The 21,569-nt window shown below is 33.4% G+C and carries 17 protein-coding genes; 3 read left to right on the forward strand and 14 right to left on the reverse strand.

What is annotated here, in order from left to right; translation table 11 throughout:
• Nucleotides 1-51: 51 nt before the first annotated feature.
• The 14 genes from LPB248_RS12530 to LPB248_RS12595 all read right to left on the reverse strand — a co-directional run bounded on the left by LPB248_RS12530 (nt 52) and on the right by LPB248_RS12595 (nt 17,898).
• Nucleotides 52-474, reverse strand: coding sequence for a hypothetical protein (locus LPB248_RS12530; RefSeq protein WP_177211743.1), 423 nt, complete (start codon nt 472-474; stop codon nt 52-54).
• A 106-nt stretch (nt 475-580) separates the two neighbouring features.
• A complete protein-coding gene (locus tag LPB248_RS12535; protein ID WP_317168834.1) occupies nt 581-3,340 on the reverse strand; it encodes a TonB-dependent receptor in 2,760 nt (919 codons plus the stop codon).
• 330 nt (nt 3,341-3,670) lie between these two features.
• Nucleotides 3,671-5,314 (reverse strand): glucose-6-phosphate isomerase, encoded by a 1,644-nt coding sequence (gene pgi / locus LPB248_RS12540; protein ID WP_177211745.1) that lies wholly within the window; start codon nt 5,312-5,314, stop codon nt 3,671-3,673.
• Between the two features lie 125 nt (nt 5,315-5,439).
• Nucleotides 5,440-6,192, reverse strand: coding sequence for a YARHG domain-containing protein (locus LPB248_RS12545; RefSeq protein ID WP_177211746.1), 753 nt, complete (start codon nt 6,190-6,192; stop codon nt 5,440-5,442).
• A gap of 57 nt (nt 6,193-6,249) precedes the next feature.
• Nucleotides 6,250-6,870, reverse strand: a complete 621-nt coding sequence (locus LPB248_RS12550) for a hypothetical protein (protein WP_177211747.1) — start codon at nt 6,868-6,870, stop codon at nt 6,250-6,252.
• A 36-nt stretch (nt 6,871-6,906) separates the two neighbouring features.
• Nucleotides 6,907-8,127, reverse strand: coding sequence for a peptidoglycan DD-metalloendopeptidase family protein (locus LPB248_RS12555; RefSeq protein ID WP_177211748.1), 1,221 nt, complete (start codon nt 8,125-8,127; stop codon nt 6,907-6,909).
• 25 nt (nt 8,128-8,152) lie between these two features.
• Nucleotides 8,153-9,094, reverse strand: a complete 942-nt coding sequence (locus LPB248_RS12560; RefSeq protein WP_177211749.1) for a tryptophan 2,3-dioxygenase family protein — start codon at nt 9,092-9,094, stop codon at nt 8,153-8,155.
• Nucleotides 9,094-9,864, reverse strand: a complete 771-nt coding sequence (locus LPB248_RS12565; protein WP_177211750.1) for a DUF3108 domain-containing protein — start codon at nt 9,862-9,864, stop codon at nt 9,094-9,096. Before LPB248_RS12565 ends, LPB248_RS12560 begins: the two co-directional genes overlap by 1 nt.
• A 298-nt stretch (nt 9,865-10,162) precedes the next feature.
• Nucleotides 10,163-11,323, reverse strand: coding sequence for a 4-hydroxyphenylpyruvate dioxygenase (gene hppD / locus LPB248_RS12570; protein ID WP_177211751.1), 1,161 nt, complete (start codon nt 11,321-11,323; stop codon nt 10,163-10,165).
• A gap of 88 nt (nt 11,324-11,411) precedes the next feature.
• Complete coding sequence (locus LPB248_RS12575) at nt 11,412-11,771, reverse strand: four helix bundle protein (protein ID WP_177211752.1); 360 nt, start codon at nt 11,769-11,771, stop codon at nt 11,412-11,414.
• A gap of 147 nt (nt 11,772-11,918) precedes the next feature.
• Entirely contained in the window at nt 11,919-13,076 is a 1,158-nt protein-coding gene (locus LPB248_RS12580; protein ID WP_177211753.1) for a homogentisate 1,2-dioxygenase, read from the reverse strand.
• Nucleotides 13,077-13,393: 317 nt separating this feature from the next.
• Complete coding sequence (locus LPB248_RS12585; protein WP_177211754.1) at nt 13,394-15,664, reverse strand: patatin-like phospholipase family protein; 2,271 nt, start codon at nt 15,662-15,664, stop codon at nt 13,394-13,396.
• A gap of 7 nt (nt 15,665-15,671) precedes the next feature.
• Complete coding sequence (gene uvrC / locus LPB248_RS12590; protein WP_177211755.1) at nt 15,672-17,462, reverse strand: excinuclease ABC subunit UvrC; 1,791 nt, start codon at nt 17,460-17,462, stop codon at nt 15,672-15,674.
• A 106-nt stretch (nt 17,463-17,568) separates the two neighbouring features.
• On the reverse strand, nt 17,569-17,898 hold the full coding sequence (locus LPB248_RS12595) for a hypothetical protein (RefSeq protein WP_177211756.1): 330 nt from the start codon (nt 17,896-17,898) through the stop codon (nt 17,569-17,571).
• A gap of 270 nt (nt 17,899-18,168) precedes the next feature.
• Here LPB248_RS12595 and LPB248_RS12600 point away from each other — a divergent pair, with 270 nt between their 5' ends.
• From LPB248_RS12600 to LPB248_RS12610, 3 genes are all read left to right on the forward strand, one after another.
• Nucleotides 18,169-19,146, forward strand: a complete 978-nt coding sequence (locus LPB248_RS12600; protein WP_177211757.1) for a succinylglutamate desuccinylase/aspartoacylase family protein — start codon at nt 18,169-18,171, stop codon at nt 19,144-19,146.
• Entirely contained in the window at nt 19,133-19,702 is a 570-nt protein-coding gene (locus LPB248_RS12605) for a 5-formyltetrahydrofolate cyclo-ligase (RefSeq protein ID WP_177211758.1), read from the forward strand. Before LPB248_RS12600 ends, LPB248_RS12605 begins: the two co-directional genes overlap by 14 nt.
• Nucleotides 19,703-20,008: 306 nt before the next feature.
• The gene (locus LPB248_RS12610; protein WP_177211759.1) at nt 20,009-21,556 is read left to right on the forward strand and encodes a vWA domain-containing protein; all 1,548 of its coding nucleotides are present in this window, start codon (nt 20,009-20,011) and stop codon (nt 21,554-21,556) included.
• The last annotated feature ends 13 nt before the right edge of the window (nt 21,557-21,569 follow it).

The raw sequence follows: 21,569 nt of genomic DNA on the forward strand, positions 1-21,569 counted from the left end.
AATATGCCGAGATAAAAAAAGCCCTGAAAAAGGGCTTTTAATTGGTATTTTTTAGAACCAAAGGTTCCAAGGGATTCTACTCAAAATAAGCAATAATCCTAATCCGTAAAAAATAGCAAAGGTTTTAAATTTAGCTTCACTATTAACTAATTTTTTATGTTTAGACCATCCGATAGTAATTAAGATGATAGCGATAATGTTAATTAGAGGGTGCTCTAAAGACGTTAATCTTAATTCAGCATTAGACATTTGTCCAAAAGCAGCTTTCCCAAGAGGAGAAACAAAATATAAGATTAAGCCAACCAATAATTGAGTATGTGTTCCAATTAAAGCAAATAAAGCAATTTTACGATCTTTAGCTGTAAATTCTTTTTTTGAAGTTACTCCAATGATGGCATTAACAACCGCAACAACTAAAAGTAGTAGCGCTAAGTATGCCCAGCCAGAGTGAAATTTTTGTAGAAAATTATACATAAGGGGTGTTTTTTGTTCAAAACAAATATAACAAAAAAGGCTATAAAAAAACGGCATTAAACTTAAAAGTCAATGCCGTTTTTATTATTTATTTAGATTCTAAATTTTAGAAATCGTAACGTAAACTAAAGTTCCAAGTTCTTCCGTAACCAAAGTAAACTCTGTTTGCAGTAGCAACTCCGTTGTAAACTTCTCCAGCTTGTGCATAAGTAACACCTGGCGTTGTAGGAGTTGGAGCAGTTTTGTAATCACTTGTAAAGATGTTTGTAAACGATTCGTTGATGAAAATTTTATCAAAAACGTTGTTTACATTTAATCTAAAGTTTAATGCACCGATTTTAGGAGAGATGTTCCATTTGTATGATACACCAGCATCTGTAGTTGCGAAACCAGGCAATTCCATTGCTCCTTTGTTGTTTGCAGCTGAAAATTTAGACACATCAATGTTTCCAAATAACTTCTCAGAGTAGTTAAGGCTTGCATCAACATTAAGACCGTTTAAGATTTCGTAAGCAGCTCCAATTGCCATTGTAGTTTGAGCATTGTTTCCAACTTTAACTCCATCTAGGTATAAAGGCTGTTCTCCACTAATTGGGTTGTTAGCAACATCAAAACGACTACTTGTAGCATTTCCGTTGTATTTCCAATCACCAATAGAAATCATCCCGTTTAGTTTTAATTTGTCAAGTACTTTAGCATTAACATCTAATTCTAAACCTTTATGTATTTCATTAACACCTTGGAAAGTGTAGTATCCACTTGGGTTAGTTGGTGCTTGATCTAAAGCAGTTGTAAATCTGTCATCCCAAGTTGTGTAATAAGCATTTAAGTTTGCATTAAAGATTCCAGAACGGAAACCGTAACCAACTTCAACAGCTTTGATTTTTTCGTTTGTAAGGTTTGGGTTAACAATTGAAGCATTGTTAGGGTATACTGCATTGAAAAACGGTTGTTTTGAGTATATACCTCCGTTTACAAATACATTATGGTGCTCATTAATGTTGTAGTTAGCTCCAGCTTTAATATCTCCACCAGTAATAGTTTTGAAACCTGTTTTAGCAAGAGGGCTATCATAAGTATACTTGAAATGGTCAATTCTTTGGTAAGCTTGTTGAGAAATAGCTCCTTGAAGGAAAGCAGTAAAGTTACCAGTAGTATATTCTAATTGAGTAAAAGCTCCATAGTAATTAACTTTACTATCATTCCAGTAGTTAATTCTATCTTGGTAGTCTGTGCTAACAAATGGATTTCCATTTGGTCTTGGAGCATAAGTAGTGCTGAAATAACCAGGATTGTTATTTACGTCAGCAACGTTTTTGTAAACATCAGCTCCAAGCAAATCAATTAAGTTTTGGAAGTGGATACCTTGGTACATTCTTCCTTCAACTCCAAAATCGAATGTAAGATTTTCAGAGAATTTTTTATCTAAATTGATTACTGCACCATACCAGTTGTGTGAGTTTACAGAAGCAATTTGAGATAAACCATTGGTTACGTTTGTTGCATTACCAGCTGATGAAACGTTCTCATATTTACCATTAACAGGAGTTCTTGTTCCTAATGTTGTTGGTTGTCCAGAGTTCCAGTTTTCAATTAAGTCAAAATTGATTGTTCCGTCAGCATTTCTTAAAGTGTTACCATTGTATGGTGTGCTACCTTTAATACCACCAGCTGAAGTAGTTCCTCCTCCACGTCCCCATGAAGCATAACCTACTGTAGATAATTTTGTAGTAGAGTTGATATCGTAATCCCAGTTAAGAGACATTACAGGTTTGTGGTAATAATTTGTTTTTAAATTATATTCCTCACCATTTCTCATACCCCAATCAGAGTTGTATTTAATGTTTGGATCACCATTACTTCCGAATTTTAAGAAATCACTTAAAAGAGGAGATTGAGATCTTTGGTCGTGCCATTGAGGTGCTCCTGTAAATGTAAATTGGAAGTTATGCTTGTCGCTAGCTTTGTAACCGAAAGCAATGAAATAGTTGTATCCTTCAAATTGAGTACCGTTAACGTATCCGTCTCCAGCTGTTCTACTGAATAAAACAGAAGCAGAAAGTCCGTTTTTCATAACTCCTGTATTGTAAGAAGCTTGTGCTTTTAAGTAATTGTTGTTACCAAAGCTTGAAGAAACAGATCCACCTTCTTTCATGTCAGATGTTTTTGTAACGATATTGATTGTTCCTCCAACAGAAGAAATAGCCAATTTAGAAGCCCCAAGGCCTCTTTGAACTTGCATTGCAGAAGTTACATCAGAGATACCTGCCCAGTTACTCCAGTAAACAGAGCTGTTTTCCATATCATTGATAGGCACACCGTTGATCATAACGGCAATGTTTTTTTGGTCAAATCCACGAATCGCAATTCTTGAATCTCCATATCCACCACCTGCTTTTGAAGCATACACAGATGGAGTGCTTTTTAAGATTTCAGGAAACTCCTGAGATCCTAATTTTGCTTGAATTTCAGCAGCTTTAATTGTAGAAACTGCAACAGGAGTTTTTCTGTCCTTTGCAACGTCAATAATGCTGCTTGTAACTACAACTTCACTTAATTCGTTAGAATTTGAAGCTACCAAAGTGATAGTTCCTAAGTTTGCAGTTGAGCCATTTGCTACTGTAAATTTTACAGTTTGGTTGTCATAACCTAAAAAAGAGATTACAATCTCTCCTGTGCTTGATGTTGAGGTAAGGGAAAAATTACCATCAAAGTCTGTTGAAGTTCCTGTAGTAGACCCTTTGATCACTACATTTGCTCCTGGTAAGCCGCCTGTTCCGTCGGTAATTTTACCAGTAACCTTTCCTTGAGAAAATACGGTCGAAACTATCATAAAAAATAGTCCAGTCAGTAACCAATTTTTCATTTTCTTCATTTTGTTATTGAGTTTATTGTTTTTGGCAAAATTATAACAAATAACTCAGATAATGTTATCGAAATGTTAAGAAAAAACAGTTTTGCCTTTTGTGTTGCGCATTAAAATGAATTTTTCTTTTTTCATTAATAAAAATATTGTTTTGTTGAATTTATGTAAAGCTTTTTTGTTAAAAATGTAATTATTTGAACAGTGCGGTAAGTGAGAACACGCAAATTGGCGGATAATTCTGCTTTTTGTCGGTGTTTTATGTAAAAAACGTCCTAATTTTACTAGAAATTAGGACGTTTCAAAAGTTATAGAATATTTAAATAAATGTTTCTATTTCTTTTTTAAGAAATGATTTAACAAAAATGAAGTTGAACTATCATGGTTCTTAACAGTCTTAGAATTGATTTCATCTAAGATAGAATTTGCTAATTGTTTACCTAATTCAACTCCCCATTGGTCAAAACTGAAAATGTTCCAAATAACACCTTGAACAAAAATCTTGTGTTCATACAACGCAATAAGAGAACCTAAGCTTTTTGGAGTTAATTTTTCGATTAAAATGGTATTCGTTGGTTTGTTACCTGTGAAAACTTTAAAAGGCAATAAGTAAGAAGCTTTTTCGGCTGCTAATCCTTGTTTGTCAAATTCTGCTTGAACTTGAGCTGGAGTTTTTCCATTCATTAAAGCTTCAGTCTGTGCAAAAAAGTTTGACATTAGTTTATCGTGGTGATCTTCGTTTCCGTAAAGTGGTTTTATGAATCCCACAAAATCTGTTGGAATTCTTTTTGTTCCTTGGTGAATTAATTGGAAGAAAGCATGCTGTGAGTTTGTTCCTGGCTCTCCCCAGATAATTGTTCCAGTTTGATAGTTAACAGGTTTTCCGTCACGGCCAACACTTTTTCCATTGCTTTCCATAAAAGCTTGCTGTAAATAAGGAGCAAGTTTGTGTAGATATTGTGTGTATGGAATCAAAGCTTCGCTTTCGGCACCATAAAAATTATTGTACCAAATACTTAACAAAGCTAAAATAACCGGAATGTTTTCATCAAATTCTGCCGATTTGAAATGTTCATCCATTTCATAGGCACCGTTTAATAGATCATTATAATTGTCAAATCCAACAGCCAAAGCAATACTTAAACCAACGGCACTCCAAAGAGAAAATCTTCCTCCAACCCAATCCCACATTGGGAAAACGTTGTCTGGATTAATTCCGAATTCTGTTACATTTTTAATGTTTGTAGAAACCGCTACGAAGTGTTTTGCAATGTCTTCTTGAGAAGCCGATTTCAAGAACCATTTTTTTATAGTTTCTGAATTTGAAAGCGTTTCTTGAGTGGTAAAAGTTTTAGAAACAATTACAAATAAAGTGGTTTCTGGGTTTAGTTTTTTGATAACCTCATTTACGTGGTCACCGTCAACATTTGAAACGAAATGTGTGTTTAGGTGATTTTTGTAAAATTGTAAAGCTTCAACAGCCATAACAGGCCCAAGGTCAGAACCGCCAATACCAATATTTACAACATCTGTAAAAGCTTTTCCAGTGTAGCCTTTTCTTTGTCCAGAAATAACTTCTTCAGTAAATTTTTTGATTTTATTTTTTACTTCGTAAACTTCAGGAATTACATTTTCTCCGTCTACTTTGATAACTGCCGATTCTGGAGCACGCAATGCTGTGTGTAAAACCGCGCGATTTTCAGTCTGATTGATTAATTCTCCTCCAAAATATTGTGCAATTGCATCTTTTAGTCCGATTGAGTTTGCTAATTCTAATAAAAGAGAAACTGTTTCTTGACTGATATTATTTTTTGAATAATCTACTAAAAAGTCATTCCATTGCAAATTGAATTTTTCAACGCGCGCACTATCTTGTTGAAACAATTCTTGTATTGTGGTTTCGTGAATTGCGTTATAGTGGTTTTGTAGATTTTTCCACGCTTCAGTCCCAGTTGGGTTTGTTGTGTTTAAAGCCATTTTATCTATAATTGAGTTTGTTTTCTGAAACACAAAAATACTGAAATAACTTTTAAAAGGGGAGCGGTTTGCGATTATATAACAATTAGTTACGAAAACGTTTTAACTGTATTTCAGTTCGCAAATTATCCGGCAACAGCAAGTCTTATATAATTAAGTTTATTTCTCGTAAACTTAAATTGCCAGTTATAGCTAAACTCATTTTCGGAAAGATAATCTGTATACTCATCAAAATCCTCAATGATTTTAGAATGTGCCATATAATTATAAGTAATCGTTACTTCGTCGTTTTCAATATAAACCATGTATTCGATTTGAACAAAGCCATTATCCTCAATCGTTTTAAACATTCCTTTACTTTTGTAGTAGTTAATGTCGTTAAGGTTTATTTTACGGAAAACTTCTTTTAGTAGTTTCTTTTCTTCAGAATTGCCTTTTTCGTAGCTAAAATTGTAAGCGTTTTGTAATTCGCTAATTTTATCTTGAAAAACAAGCTCTTTAAAGTTTTTAAGCTGTGAAGTCAGTTCTTTTTTCTGATCTTCTAAAGTTTTTGTAACGTCTTTAAAAAAAGCAAGGTTTTTCTTTTCAATGTCATTTAAGACAACTTTTTTATTGTCTCCTACTGATTTATACCAAGATTTATTCTCAAAATATTCCTGAAATCTAGAGTTTTCAAACATATACCCATTTCTTGCAAAGATTTCATTAGTCAAAAGTCTTATGTTGTCTACATTTAGATTTTTAACTTGTTCTTTTTTGATTAATTGGGTTTTACATGTAGAACAGTCTTTTAAAGTTTGTCCAAATGAAGCTTGTAGAAAAAGTAAAGCAGTTAGGCTTATTATTATTTTAATAGTTTTAGTTTGAGCAGGAATCATTTCTAAAAAGTAAAAAATTAGCTACAAATATATAAAGAAATTAATTTGTTTTTTAGTTTACCAAAATTTCCACCAAGGTTTTTTATTGATTTCTATAATTTTCTTCGAAACATCGACATCAATTCTTTTTGGAGATTCAGTTTTAATCTTAGAATCATCAAAAAATAGTTCACCATTATCGCTCATTCCGAGAGGAGATTTTGTTCTTTCTTTCCAATTTTCGGTCTGCAATTCCGGAATTAAATCAGCGTCGATTTTTTCGCGAAAGCGTTTTTGAGCTTTTTCTATAATTTCTTCTTCTAAGTTCGAAGATGAATTTTTGAAAAGCGAAATAGAGTTATCAGGGATGTTTAAAAGAAAAACTTGCGTTTTGTCACCAATTTTCTGAATGTCCAATACTTTAAAATAAGCTATAGAGTCTAAAAGAAAATGACCGTTTTTTGCAGAATCGGGATTGAATTTTGACAAATCTTTGGCGTGAGCGCTTGCAATTAAATATCTGAAATTTCCAAAAAGACCTCCACCAATCGAACTCATATCGGTAAATCCTTTTTCTTGAATGATTTGGCCGACCTTATAATTTGAAATCAAACTTTCAGAAAGATTCGTATCTCTATAGAATAGTTTTAAACCAGAAAAAGTTTCATGGTAAATGGTTTTGAGGCGTTCATTTTTCATGACTTTCGATTCAAAAAAGATTGCAAAATAGATTATTTACAGATTCCCAATGCTGTCCAATTCTCTTTTCAAAGGTTCAATCTGTGTCATAAAACGAGTTCTGTCGTTTCCTGTTAGAGATTCTCCAGTTGGAAGATTCAATCGAAGCGCATCGACTTGAACACCGTTTTTCCAAAAACGATAACAAACATGCGGACCAGAAGCCAGACCTGTACTTCCTACCAAACCAATTGTCTGCCCTTGAGTAACGCGCTGTCCGCGACGAACCAAGATTTTAGACATGTGTAAATACTGAGTAGAGTAGGTTCCGTTATGTTTTACTTTGACAAAGTTTCCGTTTCCTGCCGTATATCCAGTTGTTTCTACAACTCCAGATGCTGTGGTAGAAATTGGAGTTCCAGTTGGCGCCGCATAATCGGTTCCCTTGTGGGCTTTCCAAGTGTGCTGCACCGGATGAAATCTATTCATGGTAAATCTTGAAGTGATTCGGCTGAATTTGATTGGTGTTTTTAGGAAGAAATTTTTAAGTGTTCTTCCTTGATCGTCATAATATTCGATTTTTCCAGAAGTAGTATCTCTTTCAAATGGAAAGGCGTAAACAATTTTACCTTTATATTCAAAAAATGCGGCTTCAAGTTCTTCAACACCATCGTAAGTTTTTCCGTTGATAAATCGTTCTTTGAAAATTAATCCATAACGATCTCCTTTTTTTAGTTTGAAGAAGTCAATAGACCAAGAAAAGACTTTTGTAATTCGGCTTGCCAAAGCGGTTTCGACACTTTCGTTTCCTAAAGTTTCAGAAAGTGAACTTTTTAAAACACCGCCAATCATTTTTCTTTTTAAAGTAACAGGTTTTATTTTTTTGTATGCTTTTGCAATGCTGTCTCTTAAATCGATAACATAGTAACTTAATGCATCTGGCTGATAAATAAAAACTTGTAGATTATTGGTTTTGTTTTTAGCGCGAAGTAAAGTAAAAGGTTTGCCGTAACGAATGCTTCTAACATTGAAAGAATCTTTTACCTGTTCTACAATATCATGTACTTTTTTGTCTCCAATATTTTGGCTCTGTAAGATTGATCCAAAAGAATCTCCTTTTGAAATAGTATCATTAACAACATTAAAGTCTGCGTAATTAAAACCGAATTCTATTTTTTTGGTTGTTGGTTTAGTAATTTTTGCTTCTACTTTTTCTTCTGTTTTTTTACATGAAAAAATAGAAAACAAGACAATTAAAATTACGACTGCTTTTTTCAAACTTTATAAATTTTTTGTGGTGAAATTAGGCTTCAGTTTCATTTCCCCAATTGGACAATTCTTCTTCGGTCCACAATTTAGGAAAAAAGATGCGTCTTTGGTATTTTGGATGCATATATTTTTGCCAGTCGCTTCCTCCTGTTGCTTCTCCGTTGCCTTTTCCGCTTTCCAAGATGTATTTTCTTGCAGTATTTAGATGTTGCATTACCCACGTAATATTTACCGTTTTGTCATAATGGCGCATTGCATCGATTAATGAAGTATTTTGCTGATCTTCAACTGGTAATTGTGTGAATTTTTGCCAAATGTTTTTCGTTTTAAACGAAGCCATTTGTCTTAAAAATTGCTCTTTATATTTCTTTTCAAACTCATTTAATAAATACGACTTTTCGCCAGTGTGATAGTCTTTTCCGGCAGCTTGCCAATAAAGGTGTTCGAAGCTGGTTTCTAAATCGGTGTTTTCATCAAAGTTTGCTTTGTATCTGCGGTCTGTTAAATTGATAACATCGGTCGATGCAAATTCGATTAGTCTATATTGAGCGCTTTGGAATCCGCTTGCTGGAGTAAGAGTGTTTCTAAATTTCATGTATTGATCTACTTCCATTCCGTTTTCCATAATGCTGAACGAATTGGTAAGCATGTCAAAATATCTGGTGATTCTTGATAATCTTTCGCTAAAAAAATCAACCTGAATGTTTGCTGTTTCTGCAATCTGGTCAATTTCCCACAAAATCATCTTAAAGATTAATTCGTTTACCTGATGGTACATGATAAAAACCATTTCGTCAGGAAGTGTGGTGCGCTGAATTTGTAAATTTAATAGAGCATCAGTTTGAATGTAATCCCAATAAGTAATTGGTTTGGCCCAAAGCAATCCTTCTAACTGAACATCAGTTTTTTGATTTATGGCTTGAAATTTAAGGTCAATTTCTTTTAAAATTGCTTCAGAATGATCTGTAGGGTTCATTATTTTTTTGCTTTTAGTGGACTTTTCAATCCTTTATATTCATCGAGATCGGCTTTAAGAGATCCTACTGCCAAATCTGCTTTAATTCTAATTGGAACTTTGTTTACGTCGTCTGTTATCCAGAGAGTTAAGCTCTCTTTTTCTTTAAATACTCTTCCTGTTTGTACCAATGGCTTGAACACCATCGTAGAAACGGTTCCAAATTTAGTCGTAATATCTTGACGACCTACATATTTTAACTTAAATTTTGTGATTTCATCATCAAAAAACATGTCGATTGTGATGGCTTCACCCGATTTAAGTTTGTCTATATTTGGATGATTTCTCAGGAAATAAAATGCAGAAACAATATCCTGTACTTCTTCAGAAACCATGATGGTTTTTTCTGATTTACGTTTATAGTCTTTTACTAAAACTTTATTTTCCGCTTGATTAAAAAAACCTTCTTGATTTTTGGTATAACCGCCTTCGTCAATTTTTCGGACATAACGGTACGGTTTTCCTGTTTCTTTGTCAAAATAACTTTCGTATAAATCTTCTACTTTGAAGAAAAATTTAGACATTCCAGTTGTGTAACCTTTTCCAACAGAGTGATATACCTTTTTATTGTTTATAACAGCATCTTTAACTTCAAGTGTTGCATATCCAGCATTTACAATTCCGTAATGTATTCTAAATTTGAAATATTCTCCTGTGTCGAAAGCATCTTCTTTTTGAGGGCTGAAAGCAAGTAGTGTTAGTGCTAATATAGTGAGGATGAGCTTTTTCATAGTACAATCTTTACATTTAATTATAAAGGTAGACAAATGCAAATTTTATTCCAAATGTACCAAAACAAAAAAACTCAGTCAAAGATGACTGAGTTTTTATGCTATTAACTAACCAAAAAACTATAAATTATGAAATTTATATCAATTCGGAAGGAAACCACCCCTTCCTGATTTGCGAGTGCAAAGATAGATAGAAAGTTCAAAAAACAAATAGCCAAAGTCAAGTTTAACATAACATTTGCAAAAAAATCATCGTTTTTTGGAGAATTATGCTGTTTTATGCATGAAAATTAACATTTTATAGCGTTCCTCTCAATTCTTGCTCTCTTTCGATAGACTCAAAAAGTGCTTTAAAGTTACCTGCACCAAACCCTTTTGCTCCCATTCTTTGAATAATTTCGAAGAAAAGCGTCGGTCTGTCTTGAACTGGCTTAGTAAAAATTTGTAATAAGTATCCATCTTCGTCAGCATCTACCATGATCGCTAATTTTTCGATTTCATTTAAATCTTCTTTCATCATGTCCATGTGAACTCCTAATCTTTCAGGAATTGCTTCATAATATGTATGTGGAGGAGCCGATAAAAATTCAACACCACGCGCTCTTAATTGTGATACGGTTTTAATAATATCATCTGTTGCAATGGCGATATGCTGAATTCCAGGGCCGCCATAGAAATCCAAGTATTCTTCAATCTGAGATTTTTTCTTTCCTTCAGCTGGTTCGTTGATTGGAAATTTAATTCTTCCGTTTCCGTTTGACATTACCTTACTCATCAAAGCAGAATATTCTGTGGTAATTTGTTTGTCGTCAAAAGATAGGAAGTTTACAAATCCCATAACGTCTTCGTAAAATTTTACCCAAGTGTTCATTTCGTTCCAACCTACGTTTCCAACCATATGGTCGATATATTTTAAACCAGTTGATTCTGGGTTAAAGTCAGATTTCCATTCTCTGTAACCAGGCAAGAAAACGCCATTATAATTTTTTCTTTCTACAAAAATGTGAACCGTTTCTCCATAAGTGTAAATTCCAGAACGAACAACCTGACCAAATTCATCTTCTTCAACGGTTGGCTCCATAAAAGAACGAGCACCACGTTTCATAGTTTCTTCGTAAGATTTTGTAGCATCTTCAACCCAAAGTGCTGCAACTTTTACACCGTCACCATGTTTTTTCAAATGTTCGTTTATTGGAGAATCAGCTGTTAATGGCGTCGTTAACACAATTCTGATTTTATCTTGTTTTAAAACATAAGATGCTCTGTCTTTTACTCCAGTTTCTAATCCGGCATAAGCCAATGACTGATATCCAAATGCAGATTTATAGTAATGTGCTGCTTGTTTTGCGTTACCTACATAAAATTCTACATAATCTGTTCCTAATAATGGAAGGAAATCTTGCGCTCCTTCAAATATTTTTTCTAATCCGTATTCTACTGATTTAACTTCTTTACTCATAATTAGATAATTTGATAATGAGAAAATAAGATAATTTTTGAAATGCTTTAATTTGATCAATTTTCTAATTGACACATTTTCTAATTTTCTAATTCCTCTTAGATGTTGATATTATTTTGTTTAAAATCTTTAAAATTTCTGAGAGATCATTTAATAAACGACTGCACTTTGGATATTCGCTATGTGCATCGCATAAAAACAACCAATATTCTGTTTCGTCTGCTTCTTTAATAGCAATTTTTAATTTATGAATAAAATCTGCCTTGCTTTCTGCGTTTTGTGACTCTTTTGAATTAGCTCCAATTGATGTTCCGCTTTTTAATAATTGGTTTGCAATTACGAATTTCTTTTGATCTTGAAGTTCGGTTGTATAGTCAATTATATTTAATGCGAAATTGAAGGTTTTTATTAAAAGAGCGTTGTCTTTATATTTTTCGTTAAAAGTCATTTGTTTTAATTTGATAATTAGAAAATTTGATAATGAGATAATTTATTTTGTAAGTTTAAAATTACAATATTTAATTATCTAATTTCCAAATTGACACATTTTCTAATCAAAGAAATTTTCTAATTATCAAATTGGCACATTGACTAATTATTCCGTCCAAGATTTGTAGTACTGACCGTCGTCAAGTCCCATAGCTTCTTCAGTAACCATTAACGGACGGAACGTATCCACCATAACAGCTAATTCTTGAGTTTCTTTATGACCAATGCTGCGTTCCATTGCGCCTGGCGCTGGTCCGTGCGGAATTCCTTTTGGGTGTAAAGTGATATGACCTTGCTCGATATTATTACGGCTCATAAAATCGCCATCAACATAATATAGTACTTCGTCAGAATCTATATTGCTGTGATTGTAAGGTGCTGGAATAGCTTTTGGGTGATAATCGTAAAGTCTTGGGCAGAAAGAACAAACTACAAAAGCAGCTGTTTCAAAAGTTTGATGAACTGGTGGCGGTTGGTGAACACGCCCAGTTATAGGTTCGAAATTGTGAATTGAAAATCCGTAAGGGAAATTGTAGCCGTCCCAGCCTACAACGTCAAACGGATGTGTGGCATAAACCACTTCATGAATCATTCCTTCTTTTTTGATTTTAATTAAAAAATCGCCTTTTTCGTCATACGTTTCCAATTCATTTGGCAGAATAAAATCACGCTCACAAAATGGAGAATGTTCTAAATGCTGTCCTGACTGGTTTTTATAACGTTTTGGAGTATAAAAAGGAGAATACGATTCTACGTAAAATAGTCGGTTGTCTTCTGTTTCGAAATCGATCTGATAAATAATACCACGCGGAATAATTAGGTAATCTCCATATTGAAACGGAATATTTCCTAACATGGTTCTTAATTTCCCTTTTCCTCTATGGATGAAAAGCATTTCATCGGCATCGGCATTTTTGTAGAAATAATTTCGAAGCGATTCTTTCGGCGCAGCCAAACCAATAATACAGTCTTTATTGACTAACATCGCTTTTCGGCTGTCTAGAAAATCATTTTCAGGTTTTAATTCAAAACCTTTAAAAAGAAGTGATTTTATATTTTTTCCGATTGCAATTTTAGGTTCAACCGAATAAGAGTTTAAAATCTCTTTAACCTGTGTCGGTCTGTGTACGTGATAAGATAGCGACGAATGTCCGTGAAAACCTTCTGTTCCAAACAATTGTTCGTAGTAAAATCTGCCGTTTGGTTTTTCGAATTGGGTGTGTCGCTTTTGAGGAAATTCCCCAAGTTTATGATATAGTGGCATGGCTTTTCAATTAGATAATTAGTAAATTAGATAATTCGAAAATTTGAATTGCAGAGATAATAAGCAGTTCAATTTTTTCAATTGACTGATTATTTCAATTCGATAGAGCCATTACTCAGGATTTCTCTTAATGAGGAATTGAAGATACTCTAATAAACCTGTCCAATTTGTTTTCATTATAACAAATGTCGTAATTTTTTCGGAGTAAAAATAAAAATTATATTATTTATAACTATAAAATAACTTAGTTTTTTTGATATAATTTTTACTAAGTAAAAAAAATGACAGATTTTATTGAAGTATTCTCGGTTTTAATACTAAAACTGGAACCCTATGCTGAACCATGTAAAACTTTTTGACATTTCTGGAGACCAAGATTGTTTTACTTCGATAGGACCAATAATAGTTTCTAAACCATAACCAATCGCATATCCTGTATATTTTGGCATAGAAACCCAATCTACAGAAGAAAAGATATCATCTCCTAAGTTGGCAAAATTAGCAGATATATTGATGTGATTTTTTTTGAAGATTTCGTAATCAATATTGATATCAGTTTTAATATAACTGTTGCCGGCAATGCTTAGAAAATCATATCCATAGAAATAATTGAAATTGTTTATTTTGTTGTAGCCATAACCTCCAAATATAAAATCGAAAAACGGAACGCTGTCGCTGCCAATATTAAATCCAGCATCGGCTCCAAATTTTATAGTTGCTTTTTTGAATAGCGGTCTAACAACCGATATTTCGGCTTTTGCAATCGAGAAAGGTTTAAATTGTTTCGTATAATCTGATGATGCCATATAGGTTTGCAGATCTGTAGAAAAATATAATCCAGAATTTGGATAATATTTTTCGTCTAGCGAATCGTATTTTAAATAGGCAAAGGCACTAAAATAATTGCTTTTTTCTATTATGTTGTCTTCGTTGGTAAGTGTTGGTGAGCTAATTTTTAGGTATTTATATTCTAAGCCGCCACCCATTAAAAACTTCTGGACAAAAATAGTCTGGAAATAGGCCTGATTGGTTATATCAATGAAGTCAACATTAATAAGGTTGACATTGGGATTCTCTTTAAGAACGCCACTCAAACTAGTAGTTACATTTCGATTAAATTGATTCAATCTAGAACGGAATCCAAAACTGATATTAAAACCATTTTCGACATAATAGTTAAAATCATATCTGAAATTATCACCCAAAATGATATCCAAAGAAGTAACATCGTTTTTTAAGAAAGTCTTTTTGTGAGTAAGATTTAATAAAACGGCACTTTTGTAAAGACCATCATAATGTAATCCAAGTTTTAGATAAGTTTGGGTTGGATTTTCTCTTAAAACTAAATCCAAGTCGTCTTTGTCGCCATCTGGCTGAAGACAATAGGAGATTGTGCTAAAGTTTTGCGTTGCATTTAAGTTGTTTATTCCAGTCTGAAGTCCATCATAAGTTATAGTGCTTCCGGGTTTGAAACGGAGTTTACCGCGAATATATTCTTTGGTATAATTTTCTAATTTATCAGTATTTATGTCTTGAATATGAAGTGTGTCCGAAGCTAGTTTTAGTTTTGGTTTTTTGTAAAAATTGCTTTCGTCTGTCAATGTTTTGAGTTTCTCGTAAACAGCAAAAGCAGCTTCTTCCCCTTTTCTGATGATTTCTTCTCCTCGGTCAAATGAAATAACACCAAAGTCACGAATATCTGGCTTGATATAAATATCTGTATCTTTTACTTTGCTCTTCATCTTTTCGATGGACTGCAGATTGGTAATCTGTACCAAGATTCGCGTAGCATTTTTTAGGTTTTTTCTTTTCAGCAAATCGTCTTGAACATCAACACCAATAATAATATCAGCGCCAAGATTGCGAACTTCTTTTATAGGATAATTATTTACAACTCCACCATCAACCAACAAATTTCCATCAATTTCTACGGGAGTAAATAGAGAAGGAAAAGCTGCACTTGCCATCATAGCCTGAACGAGATTTCCTTTGTTTAATAAAACTTCTTCGCCAGTTTCAATGTTGGTTCCGATACATAAAAATGGAGTTGGCAGTTCGTTGAAATCGCGAACATGGCGCACATTTCTAGTTAAACTGCTCAATAAATTATAATTGTACATTCCTTTTGAAAGAGCTTCAGGAATACCAATTCTGAAATTGCTAAAAGGTAAAACAACGGCATACAACTCGTCATTCTTTTTGCCATAAAAGTTTTTGGACGAACGTGGAATGTAATCGTTTATTAATTCATCAAAATTGGTCTTTTTGAAAATAGAATCAATTTGCGAAGCATTGTAGCCAGAAGCATAAAGTCCGCCAATTACTGAACCCATACTGGTTCCTCCAATATAATCGATTTTGATTCCGGCTTCTTCCAAAACTTTTAAAACTCCAATATGAGCAAAACCTTTGGCGCCGCCACCGCTTAGAACCAAACCAATTTTTGGCCTTTTCACGCTGTCTTTTTTTGTTTCCTGTGAAAAAGATTTTGGCGAAAACAAAAATGTCATCAACAAAACAAATGAGAATGCGTACGAATAAGCTCCTTTGAACCGAATTTTTGAAATGTACAGTTGGAATGAACGCATAAAAACTTTAATTGGTTTTGTAAAAGTCGACAATTTTTTTGGCTTTAGAAACACCTACAACGGCTGAAATTTCTTTTTCTGTAGCCAATTTCAATCTTTTAACACTTTTGAAATGTTGTATTAATGTTGTCATGGTTTTTTCGCCAATTCCCGGAATGCTTTCAACCGAAGAATTAAGTGCCGATTTACTGCGTTTATCTCTATGAAATGTGATTCCGAATCTATGCGCTTCGTTTCTTAAATGCTGAATCACTTTTAAAGTTTCTGATTTTTTGTCTAAGTATAACGGAATCGAATCACCAGGATAGAAAAGTTCTTCCAAACGTTTTGCGATTCCAATGATTGCTACTTTTCCGCGTAAGCCTAAATCGTCGATACTTTTTAATGCTGCCGAAAGCTGTCCTTTTCCACCATCAATAATAATTAATTGCGGCAAAGGTTCGTTTTCATCCAATAATCTTTTGTAACGACGATATACGATTTCGGTCATCGAAGCAAAGTCGTTTGGACCTTCAACGGTTTTAACATTAAAATGGCGGTAATCTTTTTTGCTCGGTTTTCCGTCTTTAAAAACCACACAAGCCGCAACCGGATTGGTTCCCTGAATGTTGGAGTTATCAAAACACTCGATATGTCTTGGTTCAGACGGAAGACGTAAATCTTTTTGCATCTGCGCCATAATTCGATTTACATGACGATCGGGATCTACAATTTGCAATTGTTTTAATTGTTCGATTCGATAGAATTTAGCATTTCGAATAGACAAATCTAAAATCTGTTTTTTATCTCCAAGTTGCGGAACAGTAGTTTTGATGTTTTCGCCCAAATCCATTTCGAAAGGAACAATGATCTCTTTTGATAACAATTGAAAACGCTCGCGAAGTTCTACAATAGCTAATTCTAATAATTCTTCATCGCTTTCGTCCAATTTTTTCTTCATCTCTAAAGTGTGCGAACGAATAATCGAACCATGAGAAATCTGAAGGAAGTTGACAAAAGCGGCACTTTCGTCTGAAACAATAGAGAAAACATCAATATTGGTAATCTTCGGATTAATGATGGTCGATTTTGATTGATAGTTTTCTAAAACCTCAATTTTCTCTTTTATTTTTTGTGCTTCTTCAAATTGTAAATTCTGCGCATAATTATTCATCAATTTCTTGAAATCCTTTAAGCTTTCTTTGAAGTTTCCTTTTAGGATTTCGCGAATAGCATTGACTTGTCTTTGGTATTCCTCCAAAGGTTCCAAACCTTCGCAAGGTCCTTTGCAATTGCCAATGTGATATTCCAGACAAACTTTAAATTTTCCTGAATTAATATTCGATTGACTCAAGTCATAGTTACAAGTTCGAAGCGGATATAATTCTTTAATTAAATCTAAAATAGTATGTACTGTCTTAAAACTGGTGTATGGACCAAAATATTCAGAACCATCTTTGACCATGTTTCGAGTTGAAAATATCCTCGAAAAAGGTTCTTTTTTAATACAGATCCATGGATACGTTTTGTCGTCACGAAGCAAAACATTGTATCGCGGCTGAAGTGTTTTAATTAAATTGTTTTCTAATAAAAGCGCATCTGTTTCGGTTGGAACTACAATGTGTTTTATCGTCACGATTTTTTTTACCAGAACGTTGGTTTTGGCAGTATCGTGAATTTTATTGAAATAGGATGAAACCCTTTTTTTTAAATTTTTGGCTTTTCCGACATACAAGATTTTCCCGTCTTTATCATAATATTGATAAACGCCAGGATTATCGGGTAAGGTTATAATTTGAAGTTCAAGAGGACTCTGCATAATTACAAAATTAAGCTATTGAGCTTAAAGTTTAAAATTCTTTTGATTTTCTTCTTCAAAAAAAGAGCCTTTTATACTGTAAAAGGCTCTTTTGTAAAACATATTTTTATTTGATCGAAAAATATTCTGTTTGCAGTAAATGTGTTCTTTCGTCAAAAGTAAAATCTACATATTTAGCATCATCTTTTTTAATGTCGACTTTTAATCGGCTTCTTCCTATTTCTTTTTTATCAGCATTGAAAGCTTTTAAAATTAAATCGCCTTTAAAGTCATTTTTAGCTATTAAATAAATAGTCACTTTTTTTTCTTTGTCTTCACTAGAAGCATAAATTTTTTCGGCTTTGCAATCTTCAAAATTTGCTTTAAAAGAGGCTTCAGCAATTACATCAGATTGATTTATGCTTTCATTCATTCCAGAATTTATTCCTTTTATCACATCTCCAATACCTTTAGAAGCGCTTTTCCTGCGCCTTCAATTAATTTGGATTTTACAGCAATTACTTCATTTCCATCTTCTTCTGCTTCTTTCATTTTTTCTTCCTTGCTCATGCATGAAACCATAAGGGTCAACGCGCTAAGTAATATTAAAGTCTTTTTCATTCTTTTGGTAAATAGGTTATTATTTTGTTTATATAGGAATTTGTGTATTAAATCCAAAAGTATGAATTTAAAATATAATTTCTATATTTAGATTTTATAATTCTACATGAAAAATAGTGCTCCATTGGTTATTTTCGGCGAATCGATTTTGCCGGGAGAACATAGAACCATAAACGTCGAAATTGCTAGACTGCATACTACAACTAAGTTGAATATTCCTGTTATTGTACGTCGTTCCAAACATGAAGGGCCGACTGTTTTATTTTCTGCTGGAATTCATGGCGACGAAATTAACGGTGTCGAAATTGTTCGTCAGATTATCAGTAAAAAAATCAACAGACCGTCGCGAGGGACTATTATCTGCATTCCGGTAATCAATATGTACGGATTTGTGAACAAATCTCGCGAATTTCCAGACGGACGTGATTTGAATCGTGTTTTTCCAGGAAGCAAAAAAGGTTCACTTGCCAGTCGATTTGCGTATCATATTGTCGAAGAAATTTTACCGATTTTAGATTATGCTGTCGATTTTCATGCAGGTGGTGCAAGCCGTTTTAATGCTCCGCAGATTAGAATTACAGAGAATAATCCTGAACTGAAAGTTTTGGCCGATATTTTTAATGCGCCCTTTACATTGTATTCTAAAAACATAAATGGATCTTTTAGAAAAACTTCTGAAAATGCCAATGTGAAAATGTTGCTTTTTGAAGGCGGAAAATCATTAGACATCAATAACGAAATTGCAAATCAAGGTGTTTTAGGAACCAAACGTTTGCTTCATTATTTAGAAATGCTCGATTCTAAACAAATTGCTGAGCCAGCTTTGACTCCTTCCATTTATATAAAACAGTCGGTTTGGCTTCGTGCAAAATGTTCTGGCTTACTTCATGATTTTAATTTGGTTGGGAAATTTGTAACCAAAGGCACAATCCTGGCAATCATTACAGATCCGTTTGGTAAATTTGAGCAAAAAGTAAAAGCGCCCCATGATGGTTATGTAATTAATGCCAATCATTCGCCAATTGTTTATGAAGGCGACGCAATCTATCATTTATCTAAAATTCCAGACAATGCCGACGAGTAAAAAAGAACTCCGACTAGAATATAAAAATTTCCGTAAAGCGCTTTCTTTTGAAGATATAGAAGAAAAAAGTTTGGCAATTGCCAATCAATTAATTCAAATGCCAATTTGGGATAAAAGTTATTATCATGTTTTTCTTCCGATTGAAGAACATAAGGAAGTGAATACCGAATATATTCTGCATTTGCTTTCTGGAAAAGACAAAGAAATTCTGATTTCTAAAAGTGATTTCGAATCCAGAAAAATGACTCATTTTCTTTTAACAGATAATACCAAAATCAAAAAGAACGAATACAATATTCCGGAACCAGTTGACGGAATCGAAATTCCTTCGTCTAAAGTTGAAGTTGTTTTTGTACCGCTTTTGGCTTTTGATGTTTTTGGAAATCGAATTGGTTATGGAAAAGGTTTCTACGATAAATTCCTTGCCGAATGCAAACCAGAAACCGTCAAAATCGGACTTTCTTTTTTTGAAGCCGTAAACCAGATTGATGATGTTTTTGAATCGGATATTAAATTGGATTATTGTGTAACACCAGAGAAGATTTATCAGTTTTAGTCTAGCTGAAAAAAAATAATGCCACTCCCGATAGCTATCGGGATAAAGGATTAGAAAAGATTAATCCATTTAATCATTTTAATCTGTGGCAAAAAAATCTTTGTATTTCACAAAAAATATTTCATACCAAATCCCTTTAAAAATAGGGGTTTCTCATTTTATTTTCACGTAAGAAAAATATTTGTAAAAAATTTGGCACGGTTTTGATACTTCGAAAAATTGCAAATAATCGCCTCTAGTACATCCGGAATGCTAGTCCTTATTTGAAGCCTATAACCTTTTATTAATTTTTTAAAAACTTACTTTATGAGAAATCTTAATTTCTTTATGATGGCATTCCTTGTACTTACTATTTTTAGCTGTAAGAAAGCGTATGCACCAGACCAAAGTTACGAGACAGTTGATTCTGCTGCAGCTGTAATAGATGCAATTCCAGAGGAAATGTACATTGAACCAAATACAGAAAGCTATGCAGGATTAGAAGAGAATCCTTTTGAATCTCCGGTCAAAGAACCGCTTTCTACTTTTTCTATTGATGTTGATAATGCATCTTACACCAATATTCGTCGATTTATAAACGAAGGGCAAAAAGTTCCAAAAGATGCCGTTCGTGTAGAAGAAATGATCAATTTCTTTAAATACAGATATCCACAGCCAGATGGCCAGCATCCGTTTGCAATTAATACAGAATACAGTGATTGTCCGTGGAATAAAAACAGTCGATTGTTAAAGATTGGTTTGCAGGGAAAGAATGTTCCAATGGCAAATTTGCCGGCTTCCAATCTGGTTTTTTTAGTGGATGTTTCTGGTTCTATGGATGAACCAAATAAATTGCCTTTGCTTAAAGAATCCATGAAAATTTTGGTAAAAGAACTTCGAAGCATTGATAAAGTTTCGATTGTAGTTTATGCAGGATCCGCAGGAGTAGTTTTGGAACCAACTTCTGGCGATAATAAAGATGAAATTATAGATGCTTTTGACGATTTGCATGCTGGAGGAAGTACAGCAGGAGGAGAGGGAATCGAATTGGCGTACAAACTTGCACAACAAAATTTTATTAAAGAGGGAAATAATAGAGTGGTAATAGCTACAGATGGTGATTTTAATGTTGGCGCTTCTTCAGATGATGATATGCTAAAATTGATTGAACAAAAAAGAGAATCTGGAGTTTTCTTAACCGTTTTAGGATTTGGAATGGGGAATTACAAAGACAGTAAAATGGAAATTCTTGCCGATAAAGGAAATGGAAATTACGCGTATATAGATAATATTCAGGAAGCAAATCGTTTTCTTGGGAAAGAATTTAAGGGATCTATGTTTGCTATCGCGAAAGATGTAAAAATTCAAATTGAGTTTAATCCAAAACATGTTCAGGCATATCGATTGATTGGTTATGAAAACCGAAAACTGAATGCAGAAGATTTTAAAAATGATAAAATTGATGCGGGCGAATTGGGAAGCGGACATTCAGTTACAGCTTTGTATGAAATCGTTCCAATAGGTGTAGAAAGTGACTATGTTCCGTCAGATCTGAAATACACTAAAACAAAACAAACTGAGGGAAATTACAGTGATGAATTGGCTACAGTAAAATTTAGATATAAAAAACCTGATGGCAACAAAAGTATTGAAATAGTAAATGTTATACCAGATCAGAAAACAGATTTAGAAAATAGTTCTCCTGATTTTAAATTTACAACTGCGGTTTCTTGGTTCGGATTAAAATTGCGTGAATCAAAATATATAGCCAACAGTTCAAGTTCGGATATTAAAAGACTGGCAAAATCTGGTTTGTCAAATGACGAAGACGGCTACAGATCTGAATTTGTACGATTGGTTGATGCAATAAACTAATTCAAATTCCAAA

The organism is Flavobacterium sp. LPB0248 (genome assembly GCF_013388355.1).
In the GTDB taxonomy this organism is placed as follows: Bacteria; Bacteroidota; Bacteroidia; order Flavobacteriales; family Flavobacteriaceae; genus Flavobacterium.